We start from the raw sequence: 14,426 nt of genomic DNA on the forward strand, positions 1-14,426 counted from the left end.
GGCAAGAGTTTTGTTCTTCTGGGGTAGCTCTTGTCTACGTTTATTATACTAACGGGAGAGTGTGAACACTTTGTGAACAGAACGTGGCGCTTCTGTCATCTTTTCAAGCGCGCTTTGTGAAAATAGGTCCAGGAAGCCCTCACGCTGGTGTCCTACTGCACCGGCACGTCTTGTCACCCACCGAGAAAATACCCGAAGCTTTCACTTGTGCGCACTGCCAATTCCGGCCCAGGTCCATGCCCACCGAGCAAAAAGCACACAATGCGCTACACACGAAGCACGTTATCTCAAATGTGTGTGGAGATTCTCGCAGCCAATTTTCAAAAAAAGAGGGAGTAGATCGTACATGTGGTCCCAGTTTCTTTGGGCGAACTGGATTGCACATTTGTCCCAGTTCCCATCAGCCAACGACAATTGTTAAAAACAAATGCGGCTCCTTCAAAAGATTGGACAGAAGATTGCCATCCTAAGGAAATCGGTGTATACTTGGTGTATCCCAAAAGGAGGTAAAATACATGGACATTAAGGCAAGAAAGGTCGGCCACTCAATTACACTTACAGTGCCGATCAACATTAAGGTTGAAATTGGTCAAGAGTTCACCGTCCACACTCAGCCCGATGGTAGCATTGTTTTTACTCCTAAACACCAAAATCCGTTTGAAGGTAACTGGTTTAATGAAGATCTAGCACAAACAGAGGCCCTCCTCGAGCCCGATACGGAGGTCCTTGATAGTGAGTGGAGCTAGTGAGTACATCCCAAATAAAGGGGACATTGTCACCATCGACTTCGAGCCCAGTAAAGGATCAGAGATTCGCAAACGACGGCCTGCTCTAGTACTCAGCAATAGTAAGTATTCGAGACTAACGCGACTTGCCGTGGTTTGTCCCATTACACACGCAACAAATAACCGTTTAAGTGGTAACGGTCTGCTCGTAGAATTAAAGAAGACGAAAACAAGCGGCTTTGTTAATCCGTTACAGTTTCACACCTTCGATTTCCGAACCCGAAAAATGCGTTTCGTGGAAAAGGTTCCTAACTCTTTGCTTAGACAGGTCCTCCAGTGTGTCAACGATATCATTAATGCGCGGGAGTAGTAATGATATCGCTTCTCTATGTGCAAGGCCCTGCAATCGCCATACAGTAAATGGGCTTCTCTTGACTGGGAAGCCCATTTGTTGTCTCTAGCAGTGCGTAACAGTATGATCGTCCCTGAAGCAAATTTAACTGACCCGACGCATCAAGTGTACGAAATACAACATCTTCTGCGCGGCCTGTTTGTCAACGTTGGCCTCGTCTGCTACGTTGTTCAGGCGCTGAAATAGATTGCTCACTAAACCAAAACCTCCAGTGCGTAATCGATCGTCGAATTCGCATAGAGCTTATTTTTGAAGTGCATCAGCTCACGGTCAGACTGGCTGGACCGGAAGCGACTCATATATTCCTTGAGCGCCTCGAGACGAACGGCGGTATCGATCTGCGGATCGTCCCAGATGTCTAGCAACGTGCGGGTCGGCGAATAGACAGTCACCGTTGCGCCACTAGTGGTCGTAACTTCTGTGAGGCCAAGCATTAATCGATCAGGCTGCTGCCGAAACGGTTTGATTTGATGACTGACCAAGTTCTTGTTGCTGTATCCATTTGGAAAAGCCATATCAATATGCTTGGGCAATTCGTCAGTCATGTCATACAGGGCCAGTGCCGACATTTTCGCAAAGATACCGTTGGGGTAAATCAGGGCGATCATCGCATAAATGTCGTATGGCATACCCGCGCGTGCATAAACACCACGCGTCATCTTCGTGATGAGGCCGTCCGTCAGTGCCGCCTTCAAGTCACGCTTAGAGAGTCCGGCTTCGTATGCCATTTGGGTTGTGAATAAGCCCCTGTTAAATATTGAATCGATTGGTTGCATCGCTCGTCCCTCCCGCACACGCTTCATCACAAAAATGTGTGCGTAAGGGACACGCACGTCAAAATTCTACAATCTTAAATCGCAAAGCAAAACGCCATGACATTTGGCGAAGGGCGTATCATGATGCAGCCCCCTTCAGTCACGCACCAGCTCCTCCGCATCGTCATCCCTATCCAAAGACGCCATCAATGCGTCCACAGAATGAACCGCGGTCGATCTGCCATCCTTTATTTCCAGAATAGCTTCGTCAAGTGGCGTCTCTGCCTGCTTTGACAAAATTGGATTCCCGGTTTGTCTTCGAAGCGTTTGTTCTTCTTCATCATCTGATTACCCTTCGCCAAAAATACCACGAAAGCTTACACACTGGCAATCGAACCAGAAAACTTGGCGATTTGGCCATATCAAGCACGCGAACCTGCCAAACTCTTCACCCGTCAAAATACCACGATTTCCTCCAGTTCATCGCGACTCCAAACCAGCCCCTCCGATTCAAAAGGGCGCCACCACCATCTCTGGCAGAGGCGCCCAATAACGATCAAACGCAACGTTCCAACTCTTTAAAAATCAAACGCCACAGTCAAAACCTGATACGGACTCAACGTGACCACAACACTGCCATCCGCCAACACATTCTTGGCATCCTCGGCCACGGACTCATCGAGTTTGGCGATAAACGCCGCCTTGGCCTCGGTGGTTGGGGTGATGGTGACCTTTTCGTGGCTGCCAGTGTAATCGTGCAGGCGAACGAGGACATGCGCCCCATTTTCCGCGAGCTTGATCGCATCCACCTGGACCGGATACTGGGCATCGAAGTTGAACAGCGCCGTTGTGGCCGGGGCCGCGACGCCATTTTCAACCTGCAACGGTTCGTTCAGTTCCGCCGCCGTCTTTTCCACGTTGCCGGCCAGGAAGTCGCCTTCGTGTGGCAGAAGCGAGTAGATGAAATCGTGCTCGCCTTCGTCCGCGTGCAGGTCCGGCTGGTTGCCCGACTTCAGGAGCGTCATGGAGATCTGCTTGGCCTTGATGCGGTAGCCGTATTTCGAGTCGTTGAGCAGGGCCAGGCCATAGTCGCGCTCGGAGAGGTCCGCCCACTTGTGCGCGACGGTCTCGAACTTCGCCCAGTCCCAGCTGGTGTTGTCGTTGGTCGGGCGCTCGACGTTGCCGTACTGGATGTCGTAGCGCGCGTTGTCGGCCAAGAGGTTCGTGTTGAACGCGGTCCGAAGCAGGCGCTGGCGCTCGTGCCAGTCGACATGGGTGAGAAAATCGATCTGCGGCTTGTCCGCATAGAAGCGCATCGTCTGCGTCAGCTTAGAGGCGCCAAATGTGTAGACCAGATCCAGATCCGCGTAAAACGCGTTGTTCTCGCCCAGCGTCACACTGTCCGCAACCAGGCGCGTCGCCTTTTCCGGATAGTCCTGATCGATGTTCCAATCGTCGTACGTCAGCGGCTTGTCTTCGTAAAGTGTGAGCACGTTGCCCCCGCGGGTCTCGTCCAGCAGATCGCGGTCATGCTTCAGGTCGCGGATCTGTTCAAGCCGCCCGTCCTTGGCGTAGGTCACCTTGTAAAAAGGCGTGACCAACGTATGCGGCGCGGCGGTCGCGGTCTGCTTTGGCGTAACGGCTTCCGGCGCGGCAACCCCGGTGCCAGCCGCTTCTCCGGCATCCGCGGTTTCGGCCCCAGTCCCAGCCGTCACGGTCAGGGCCACAGCCCCCATCGCCGGCACGGTGACGGCCACCACCGTCTTTTCGGCAGTGTGGACCGTGGCCAGTTGCTTGCCATCCGTCGCGGCCTGGACCCCAGCCGGCAAGGCAACGAGCTCGGTGCGCGGCCACGCCAACGTGTTTTCCACAAGGACGTGGTCGGTTGCCGGCGTTGCGAAGGCGGCCTGGAGCTTGGCCTGCAGGTCCGCGACGCCGTCAAAGAGTTGCTTGAATTCGACGGCGGCGTCTTCGTAGACTTCGTGGATGGCCGAGCCCGGCAAAATATCGTGGAACTGGTTCCGCAACAAGATGATCCACAGGTCGCGGATGGCCTCGGTCGGGTAGGTCACGCCATGTTGGACGTGAGCGGCGGAATAGCGCAGTTCCAGGTCACGCAGGGCAAATTCGGCGCGGCGGTTCCACTTTTTCACGTTGGCCTGCGAGGTGTAGGTGCCGCGATGGAACTCAAGGTACAGCTCGCCTTGCCAGGTCGCGACCTCATCTTGGGCAGCGGCAACGCGCTTGTCCAGCCGGTCAAAATAGTCATCGGCACGGCCCGGTTTGACGTGCGGCAAGCCTGGCAGTTCGTCGAGGATCTTCATGTTTTTGATCATTTCGCGGGTCGGTCCGCCGCCGCCATCGCCGAAGCCGTAGCTGACAAGCAGGTCGTCGTTCAGGCCCTTGTCGGCGTACACATGATAGGAGCCCAGCACGGATTTTGGCGTCAAGGTGCCGTTATACGTGTAGGTCCACTGGTTCGGGTCGTCGAGGTTGGTCCAGTTGTCGACGGTGGTGATGAAATGCGTCAAGACCTTGGTGCCGTCGATGCCCTGCCAGTAGAACGTGTCATGCGGCATGCGGTTCGTGTCGTTCCAGGAGATCTTCGTGGTCATGAAATTGTCGACGCCAAAGCCCTTCATGATCTGCGGCGTCGCGGCCGAATAGCCGAAAACATCGGGCAGCCACAGCACATTTTGGCGCGCGCCGAATTTTTCCTTGAAGTAGCCAATGCCATACAGGAACTGGCGGGTCAGGCTCTCGCCGCTCGGAATGTTGGTGTCTGGCTCCAGCCACGTGGCGCCATTGGCTTCCCAGCGACCTTCCTTGATGCGCGCCTGAATCTGTTTCCACAGATCCGGATAATCCTTTTCCAGATACGCGTAGTCTTGCGGCGTGCTCTGGAAGAAAATGTAATCCGGGTACTCCTTCATCAGCTCAAGCACCGTGGAAAATGAGCGGGCGATCTTCTCGCGCGTGTGCCGAAGCCGCCACAACCAGGCGACATCGATGTGCGTGTGCCCCACCGCGGTGATGGTGTACGCCTTTTTCTCACCGGCATGGGCCGCGATGAATTGCTGAATCTGGCCCAGCACCGACGCGGCGATCGTGCCGACATTTTCCGGCGTGACTTCCGCCCAGACGAATTGCTGGAAGGACTTTTTCACAAGCGCGATGTAGCCGTAGCGCAGCGGTTCATCCGGGCCGAGCTGGGCGATGGTCTCGATGATGTTCTCAAGGTACGCCGCCGCGTCGACGACATGCTGGTCGATGATGCCGCTCGCCAGCGTCTCAAGGGTGTAATGCTGGACGCGCGGCACCCCGCCGCCTTCCGTGCCCGTCCACAACTTGATCACGACATGCAGGGTCTGACCGGAAAAACTGTCCTCAAAATAGGCATCGCGGTGATTGTAATCGACGGCCTGCCGAGGCGCACCATTCACAAAGACCAGGCCCTCAAACGCGGACCCATTGCCGCCGGTGCGGCCAAGCTCCGTGTGCAACACAAAATGCCCGCCAGCCGGAATCTCCGGCACGGTGATGGTGAACCGCAGCCAAAAATACTTATCGCGGCCTTCCCACTTGGCGCCTTGTTCGATCGGCGACCAGGTGGCATCTTCCGGCTCCCAGCGATTGTCCTCGCGCGTGTCCGGCGTTAATTCCAGCCCAGCGACCGGCGTAAAATTCGCGTAAGTGTAGCTCTGCAAAATGTGCAGTTGTTGGTTTGCTTTTGCCAAAAAATCAGAGATCTTTTGTTCCATGATATTGGCTCCTTTTTAGTGGATTCAGATTCTCTATAAAATGATGTGCGAAAAATGGCAACTAGAGGCTTTCACTTAAGTCGACATCCCACTCAAACGAAAGCGCCTCGCCATCCGCGGTCCGCCAATCCTGTGGCGTCCGCCCCGCCCGCAAGTCCGCCGGCACCGCCTGCGTCTCATTGCGCAAGGCCTCGCCGATCGCGACTTGCAGCGCCTGTTTTTGCGAAGCAGGCAGCCCCGGCAAGTCCGCCGACACGAACAAGGTGGTGTTGCTGGCCGCAAGTAGCCTCAGCCACTCGCAATTTTGCGCCCACGGAATCGCGTCCGTGATGCCCACGCAATCCGCGTCGATGCGGTAGAAGCTGCCTTCCTGCGCCAGCCGAAACGCCAGCGTGTTCACGCCGCGGTTGACGGTGCGGTGGAAGGACACGCCGCTGGTATCATCGCCGATGCGCATCACATCCAGCAGCCCAGCCGACAAATGACTGGCCGTGTTGCAGCCCATCACCAGCGCCGGCCCCGCCGCGTCCTTGATCGTGCGGTACAGCTGACTGAAGATCTCCGCCGTCGTGTGCGTGCGGTCGGCGAAATGGCAAGGCCGGTCAAAATAATCCAGCCCCGTCGCATTGCCCCAGCGGCCCAGCACATCAAACGCGGAGAAATCGAACTTGATCAGCTCAAACCCCCACGAAACAAAGCGCCGCACATCCGCTGCGACCTGCGCCAACACCTCTGGCCGACTGGGATCCAGCGTGATCGTCGCCTCCTCTTGATGCAAGGCAAACGGCGCCAGCGCCGACTCGCGCGTCACCAGCGGCCGAAACCACAAGCCAGGCCGCGTGCCGAGATCCCGCAACTCCTGCGCCACCTCAGCCATATCGCCGAATTTCTCATTGCCCCCGGTCCACGGCCCGCCGTTATAATCCGCCGCGTGCTGGACCTGCCAGCCATCATCGATGAGCACCCACGGCCGATAACCAAATGGCTGGCACAACGCGGCCATCGCCCGGGCATTCTCAACGATCAACTGGCGGGAGTTCGCGCCATAAGCAAAATACCAATCATTCGTGCCGACCAGCGGCGCCTCGCGGACAGGCGGTGTCGCACGCCCGGCAAGCCGAGCGCAAAAATCGGCCAGCACCGCCGTCAAACGCTGAGCCGCCGGATACGCGTGTGTCACCAATCGACAACACCGCAGCGCCCGCGCGCCCAACGCGACTGGTTCCGTGCCACTGCGCACATCCAGCCACAGCGTGCGGGTCGTCTCTTTGACTGTCCAAGCACAAAACGCATTTGGCTGAATGGCCACCCCGATGGCTTCCTGCCCCGCCGTATTTTGCTCGATCAAGTACCAGTCATAGACCTGGCCGTCATCGAAGCGGTGGACCTGCAAGTCGCCATACGAGCGTTCAAACGCATCACCGAAAAACAGCGCCTCGGCGCGTGGGGCACGCGGAAAGTCCACGCGCACCCGTGCCACAAGCAGATGCGGGGAAAATAGCGTGATCGTGCCATCTGCCGTGATCGTCACGGCCGTTTCGCTGTCCGGCAGGCGCCACGACTCGATGTGGTCATGCACCAAGTCGTGCCACGTCCCGTCTTCAAGCTCAAGCAAGATCTTGTCTGGATCGGCTGGCATTGCATCGTCTCCTTTATCAAAATGAGAGCGCTTTTCCGGTTCGTGTTGAGTATACCGCCCACGCCGCGCCGAAACGGCTTTTGCCCGGAATCCGGCGAATAAGTGGTTGGGATTGGTATACCAAGTTTGACCCGCCTCGTCGCGCCTCGAAAAACAAGTCACGGGCCAAGTTACCTCAGCGCATAATTCAGCGTCACGGCTGTCCCGCCCTCAACGTGCAAGTGATACGCGCCGGCCGCCTCGTCATAGGTGTCACGCGAGCCAAGCCCCCTGTCCAAGCTGCCAGGCCGCGCATCAAACAGCACGATTTCCGCGTGACAGCCGGTGGGAATCTGAACCCGCATCACCACGGCGCCGTCCTGATTGGCCCAGGCCACCGCGATCTTGCCGGCCACGGACTGGTACGAACCACTCACATCACGCAAGCCCGACGCCTTGATCAACGGCGCGACCTGAACTTGCGTAAATCCAGACAGCCCAATCATCTGGTCGATACCCACCAAATGCCGATAGATCCAATCGCCGACCGCCCCGAACGCGTAATGATTAAACAAATTCATGGTATCCGACCACAGCGTGCCGTCTTGGCGAATGCCGTCCCAGTGTTCCCAGATCGTCGTCGCGCCTTGCCGCACCGAGTACAGCCAGGACGGAAAATCCTCCTGCCGAAGCAGCGCCACCGCAGTCTCCGGATAGCCATTTTCCGACAGTGCCTCCAGCAGATAAGGCGTCCCGACAAAGCCCGTATTCAGATGCGTGTTGTTGTTCACGACCAAGCTGTTCAGGCGCTTGGCGATCGCCGCACGTTGCCCCTCAGACAGCCGCATCATCTTCAGCGCCAGGACCTGCGCCGTTTGCGTCTGCACGGTCAACTCGTCGCCATCGCAATAGGTCTTTTGAAAATAGTCATCGATTCCATCACGCAGGTCCGCATACCCCGCCGCATCATCCGTCCGTCCCAGCTCCCGCGCCGTCTGCCGCATGATCTCCGTGGTGTAGCGGTGAAAACAGCAGGCCAAATATGGATGCGGCGTCGCGCCAAAATTACTGCCCGGCACATCCAGCGCCACCCAGTCGCCATAGTGGAAGCCTTGATTGCCCGTGTACGGCGTCGGCCCGGCCTGATTGTTGAAGGCGATCCAGGCGGCCATGCTTTCGTATTGATCCTCGAGCACCGTGCGATCGCCAGTGAATAGAAACACCTGCCACGGCACAATCACCGCCGCATCGCCCCAGGCCGCCGACGAATTGGTCTCCGGCGAAAGCGGCGTGATGACATCCGGAATGACCGCCGGCACCCCGCCATTTTCCAACTGATCGCTGGCCAGGTCCGCGAGCCACTTGCGGTAAAACGCGGCGCTGTCGAAGTTGAACAGGCCGGTGCTCGCAAACACCTGCGTATCACCCGTCCAGCCGAGCCGCTCATCGCGCTGCGGGCAATCGGTCGGCACATCGACAAAGTTGCCGCGCTGCCCCCACACGATGTTGTCAAACAGCCGGTTGAGCATCATGTCGTTGCACGTGAAATACCCCGTGCGCGGCATCGCCGTTTGCACCACCTCCGCCGAAAATGCGCGCGGGTCCAGCACCAGCGGCCGGTTTGCCTCAACGACCACATAGCGAAAGCCTTGGAAGGTAAAGTGCGTCCACGCCGCCCCATCGTTAGGCGTCGCATGTGGCAACACGAGCAGCTGCTTGGCCTTGCGCAGGTTGCCAAAATACGCATTGCCAGCCGGATCCAGCACCTCGGCGTGATGCAGCGAGAGTGCTGTTTCACCCGCCGGCAACAAGTGCGCCAGATCCACCCGCACCCGGCCGACCAGATTCTGGCCAAAATCAAGCGTCACCGCCCCATTTGGCGAAGTGAACACCCGCTGCACGCCCACCGTTTCCGTGACCTGACAAGGCTGATCGCGCTGCGGGGTCAACACAGCCTTGTCCGCCTCGACCACCGTCGCCGCCTGCCAGCCGGTGCGATCCCCACGCGTCAGAAAATCGGCATTCGCCTGGCGTCCGTCGATCACCTCGCCGTCATACAGCTCCGACGATACGATCGGCCCAGGCGCCGTCAGCCACGTCTCATCCGTGGCCACCACCGCCCGCGTACCATCGGTGTACGTCACCACGAGTTTGGCGATCAACGATTTTTCATCGCCATAAAAGTGTGGGTGCTTGTCCCACGTCAGCATCCCCAAGTACCAGCCGTTTGCCAGCCGCGCATCCAGCCGCACCGGCCCGCCGCCTGCCAGCGCCGCCGTCACGTCATAGACCTGATACTGAATCGCATGGCTGTATGACGTCCACCCCGGCGTCAATAAGTCGGCCCCAATCTTCTCGCCATCCGCGTAGAATTCATATAACCCGCGGGCACTCGCATACAGCAGCGCCGACGCCACCGGCTTTTCAGGCTGAACAGTCCGGGAAAACAGGAACTCGCCTTCCGCCTCCGTCGGATCCGCCGCGCACGTCACCCACGCCGCCTCATCCCACGTCGTTCCCGTGAAAAATTCGGCCGTGTCCCGCCACGTCTGCCCAGTTTCATCGACCAAGGTGACCACCACTGCATACCGGCGTTCAGGTGCCAGTCTCAGCCCGTCAAACTCCGTCACCGCCTGGGCGCCGGCCGCCAGCGTGACCCACCACACAGGCTCGGCAGTCTCAGCCGTCCCGCGCCCAACCGCACCATCCGCCTGCGTCGAAGCGCCGCCCACCATCGCAATGGCCAGACACCCCTGCACCACCTTGGCGGCCAGGGCATCCACCGTCCAGCTCACCCGCCGAAGCGTCCCTATCAGCGGTTCTTCTTGATCATTGACGCGAATCTGTAACAACCCCATCTGCTTCACCCTTTCGCTTCCAGAGACGCCGCGGCCTCCAGCGCCATCACCGCACTGAGTTCTTCCGCCAAGTCCACCGGCGGCAGCATCACATTTTCCCGCCAGTTGGCCTTCGCCAAGAGCCAGCCATCATCCGTCATCGCGTGCGCCGCCAGCACCGCGCAGCTCGATAAAATAAAGTCGCGCAGCCCCACATCGCCGGTCTCTTGCACCAACAGCGCCGCATACCGGTAGAAAATTCCCTTGAACAACCCGACATCCCCGCCGCCTTCCCCGACATCGACCAGCACGCCATCCTGCGCCAGCCGCGCCAAAGTCGTGTGAGCACACGTCAGCGCATCCTCAAGATACTGCCGCTCGCCGGTCACATGATAAAACTCGATCAGCGCACCGATATAAACGCCTTGGTTATACGAGAATGGCCACTGCACATCGATCTGCCCATCGCCCAGCCGGTTGATGCCATCCGCCACGAATTGCGACGCCGCATCCACCAGCGTCGCCCGAAGCCAAGCCAGATCCGCCAGACTCTTTTCCAGATAGTCAGGCTGCGGGTCCAGCTGATACAGCCGAAGCGCCAAGATCATCGCAGGCGCATTCGCCGGCGTGTTCTTGTAGTCCAGCTGCATCCGCGTCCACGCGAACCCGCCGCCTTGCGCCTCATTCCACGCCGTCCGGAACATGTCTGAACAGACCTGCTGGGCATCCGCCAGATACCCCGCCGTCCCGGTCGCCTGATAAAGCCGCACCGCCGCCAACGCGTTCCACAACTCGTCGTCATAATAAACATGCAGCAACGTCCCGTGATTGCGCGCCTTGTTCGCCGCATACGTGGCCTCGGCCCGCCGCAAGTCAAGGGCCTCTCCGCTTCGCGAAAAGGCATCCAGCTGACTGTCCACCAGGTGCGCCACCCACCAATAATTAAAGACGTCATTTTGGTGCCAGTGCGTCAAAGGATAAACATTGTTGTATCGCCGCAATGGATCCGCCGAGCGAAAATAATGTTCCAAGCTGCGCTGGGCCAAGTCCGCTTCTTCCTCAAAATTCATCTCCACACCTCATCTCTCCACCAAAAACAGCCCCCACCATTCCGGCAGGAGCTGCGGCGCGCTGGCCAGGGGAAGAGCCAACGCGCAAAACGAGATCAAAAGTCAAAGGCCACCGTCAAAATCTGATACGGCCGCATGGTGATATTCACGCAATCATCCACCAACAGGTCCGCCGCGTCATCGACCAGCGTCTCATCCAAGTTGGCCAAGTAAGCGGCCTTCGCCGGATGATTGGGCCGAATCATGACGCCTTCGTGCCCGCCGGTGTAATCATGCAGGCGCACGAGCACATGTTGCCCATCTTCGGAGACTTTGATGGCATCCACCGCCACCGGATGTTCGCCCGTGAAGGTGAACAGCGGCACCACCGTATTTTCGCCGACACCGGCGTTCACGGTCAGCGGCTGGTTCAATTCGCTGGCCGCCTTCTCCACCTCGCCGACCAAAAAGTCGCCGTCGTGTGGCAACAAAGAATACGTGAAGTCATGTTCGCCTTCGTCCGCGTGCGGATCCGGGTAATTGCCCGACTTGAGCAGCGTCATCGACACCTGCTTATCCTTGATGCGATAGCCATACTTACTGTCATTGAGCAGTGCCAGCCCGTAATCGCGTTCGGAGAGATCCGCCCACTTGTGCGCGCAGGTCTCGAACTTCGCCTGATCCCAGCTGGTATTGTCGTTGGTCGGCCGCAGCACGTTGCCATATTGAATGTCGTAGCGCGCATTGTCCGCCAAAATATTGGTGTTAAAGGCCGTCCGAAGCAGGCGCTGGCGCTCGTGCCAATCGACATGGGTGATGAAATCGATCTGCGGCTTGTCCGCATAGAAGCGAATCGTCTGCTTGATCGTCGACTCGCCGATCACATACTTGGAGTCAAGATCGGCATAGAGATCGTTTTCCTCACCGACCCGCCAGCTCTTGGCAACCAGCCGCTGGGCCTTGTCCGGATAGTCTTTATTGATATCCCAGTCGTCGAAATACAGCGGCTTGTCTTCGTAGATCGTCAGGACATTTCCCCCCAGCTTCGAGTCGAGGAATTCGCGGCCGGTCACACGGTCCCGCAACGAAACGAGATGACCATCTGAGTCAAACTGCACGTCGTAAAATGGCGTCGTCGCCGTGTGGTCGCTCACAAAAAGCGCCGGAACCGGATGCGCGGGCGTCAGAAGGTCGCGTTCATCCGTTGCCTCTGAAAGCGTGAGGGTCACGCTGCCCATCGCCGGCACCGTCACCTGAACCACAGTCCCCGCCTTGACCTGGGCGCGCGGCGCAAAGTCGCCATTTGGCAGCTTGGCTTTCACGAGCTTCGGCAGGTGCACCAGCCCGGTTTGCGGCCAAGCCAAATGATTGACCACCGTCACCTGATCTGGCGCCTTGGTCGTCGTCTGGTCGGTCAACGCCGCCTGCAGTGCCGCCACACCATCAAACAGTTGCTTGAACTCGACCGCCGCATCCTCGTAGACCTCGCGAATCGCCGACCCCGGCAAAATGTCATGGAACTGATTCCGCAGCAGGATGATCCACAAGTCGCGTAATTTTTCCGTCGGGTAATCGATACCGTGCTCGACATGCGCCGCCGCGTACCGCAACTCAACATCCCGCAGCGCGTATTCGGCGCGGCGATTCCACTTTTTCACATTGGCCTGCGACGTGTACGTGCCGCGGTGGAATTCCAGGTACAACTCCCCGCGCCACGTGGCAACATCTGCCGCCGCCGTTTCGATTTTCTCATCGAGCCGATCAAAATAATCATCCACTCGCCCAGGGCGAACATGCGGCAAGCCCGGCAGTTCATCCATGATCGACATATTCTTGATCTGCTCGCGCGTTGGACCGCCGCCACCATCGCCGAAGCCGTAGCTCAGCAGCAAGTCATCGTTCAGCGGCTTATCCGCATACACATGATACGTCCCCAGCACCGTCCGCGGCGTCAAGAGGCCATTGTACGTGTAGCGCCACTCCCGCGGGTTGTCGAACTCGGCTTCCGGCTCGACCGTCGTGACAAAATGCGTCAGGACCTTCGACCCATCAATGCCCTGCCAGTAAAACGTGTCATGCGGCATCCGGTTTGTGTCGTTCCACGAGATCTTCGTGGTCATGAAATTCTTGACCCCAAAGCCCTGCATGATCTGCGGCACCGCTGCCGAGTACCCGAACACATCCGGCAACCACAACACATTTTGCCGGGCATTGAAGTGCTGGTGGAAATAGCCACTGCCATACAGGAACTGGCGCGTCAGACTTTCGCCACTAGGAATATTCGTATCCGGCTCCAGCCACGTCGCGCCATTGGCCTCCCAGCGTCCTTCCTTGATGCGGGCCTGGATCTCCTCCCACATCTCCGGATAATCTTCCTGCAAGTAGGCATAATCCTGAGGCGTGCTTTGGAAAAAGACATAGTCGGGATATTCCTTCATCAGCTCCAACACCGTCGAGAAGGACCGGGCCACTTTTTCCTGCGTGTGGCGCAGCCGCCACAGCCACGCGACATCGATGTGCGTGTGCCCCACCGCAGTGATCGTGTACGCCTTTTTCTCCCCGGCATGGCTGGCGATGAATTGATGGATCTGGCCCAGCACTGCCTGGGCCACACCGTCGATCGTGCTCGGCGTCATCTCCGCCCAGACAAACTGCGCAAACGCCTGCCGCACAAGGGTCATGTAGCCATAGCGCAGCGGTTCATCCGGCCCCAGCGTCGCCACCGTGCCGACAATGTTATCGAGATAATCGAACACATCGACCACCGGCTGATCCAGCACCCCGGCACACAGCGCCTTCAGCTCATAATGCTGGATCTGCGGCTCGCCGCCCCCTTCCAGCCCCGTCCAGAGCTTGATTGCGATCTGGAGCGTCTGGCCGGCAAAACTGTCCTCAAAATAGGCGTCTTCGTGATTGGAATCCACCGCCTGGCGCGGCTTGCCATTCACAAACACCAGTCCCTCAAACCCGGAATTACCGCCGCCTCCTGTACGACCCAATTCCATGTGCAGGACAAAGTGCGCGCCTTTTTCAAGACTTGGCACCGTCAGCGAAAAACGCAGCCAAAAATATTTATCGCGGCCTTCCCACTTGCTGCCAAGTTCGACCGGCGTCCACGTCGCATCGGCCGGCTCCCAGCGCTTGTCCGCGCAGGTGTCCGGCGTCAGCGCCAGATCAGTGACATCACTGAAGCCGGCGTAGAACCAGCCATGCAAGATGGCCAGCTGCTGGCGGGCCTTTGCGAGAAAATCATCTACGGAATAATTCAA

Annotated in this window: 8 protein-coding genes; 2 read left to right on the top strand and 6 right to left on the bottom strand. The window is 58.2% G+C overall.

The genetic code is table 11. The features are described 5' to 3' along the window. Positions 1–515 precede the first annotated feature (515 nt). Positions 516–746 carry a type II toxin-antitoxin system PemI/MazE family antitoxin gene (gene mazE / locus JUE67_RS07080; protein WP_203626586.1) on the top strand — a complete coding sequence of 77 codons (231 nt, stop codon included), beginning with the start codon at positions 516–518 and terminating at the stop codon, positions 744–746. After that, positions 733–1,095: a type II toxin-antitoxin system PemK/MazF family toxin gene (locus JUE67_RS07085; RefSeq protein ID WP_203626585.1), complete on the top strand. Its 363-nt coding sequence runs from the start codon at positions 733–735 to the stop codon at positions 1,093–1,095. Before mazE ends, JUE67_RS07085 begins: the two co-directional genes overlap by 14 nt. Before the next feature lie 236 nt (positions 1,096–1,331). Here JUE67_RS07085 and JUE67_RS07090 read toward each other — a convergent pair whose 3' ends face one another. The 6 genes from JUE67_RS07090 to JUE67_RS07115 form a co-directional block, all read right to left on the bottom strand. Further along, complete coding sequence (locus JUE67_RS07090; RefSeq protein WP_373301794.1) at positions 1,332–1,940, bottom strand: type IV toxin-antitoxin system AbiEi family antitoxin domain-containing protein; 609 nt, start codon at positions 1,938–1,940, stop codon at positions 1,332–1,334. Positions 1,941–2,470: 530 nt separating this feature from the next. Continuing rightward, the gene (locus JUE67_RS07095; RefSeq protein ID WP_203637094.1) at positions 2,471–5,653 is read right to left on the bottom strand and encodes an alpha-mannosidase; all 3,183 of its coding nucleotides are present in this window, start codon (positions 5,651–5,653) and stop codon (positions 2,471–2,473) included. A 61-nt stretch (positions 5,654–5,714) separates the two neighbouring features. Beyond that, positions 5,715–7,292: an alpha-amylase family protein gene (locus JUE67_RS07100; RefSeq protein ID WP_203637095.1), complete on the bottom strand. Its 1,578-nt coding sequence runs from the start codon at positions 7,290–7,292 to the stop codon at positions 5,715–5,717. A 170-nt stretch (positions 7,293–7,462) separates the two neighbouring features. After that, positions 7,463–10,129: a family 78 glycoside hydrolase catalytic domain gene (locus JUE67_RS07105; protein ID WP_236002632.1), complete on the bottom strand. Its 2,667-nt coding sequence runs from the start codon at positions 10,127–10,129 to the stop codon at positions 7,463–7,465. 5 nt (positions 10,130–10,134) lie between these two features. Further along, a complete protein-coding gene (locus tag JUE67_RS07110; RefSeq protein WP_203626580.1) occupies positions 10,135–11,178 on the bottom strand; it encodes a glycoside hydrolase family 76 protein in 1,044 nt (347 codons plus the stop codon). A 95-nt stretch (positions 11,179–11,273) separates the two neighbouring features. After that, positions 11,274–14,426 (bottom strand): alpha-mannosidase, encoded by a 3,153-nt coding sequence (locus JUE67_RS07115; RefSeq protein WP_203626579.1) that lies wholly within the window; start codon positions 14,424–14,426, stop codon positions 11,274–11,276.

The organism is Lacticaseibacillus mingshuiensis, assembly GCF_016861785.1.
Lineage (GTDB): Bacteria > Bacillota > Bacilli > Lactobacillales > Lactobacillaceae > Lacticaseibacillus > Lacticaseibacillus mingshuiensis.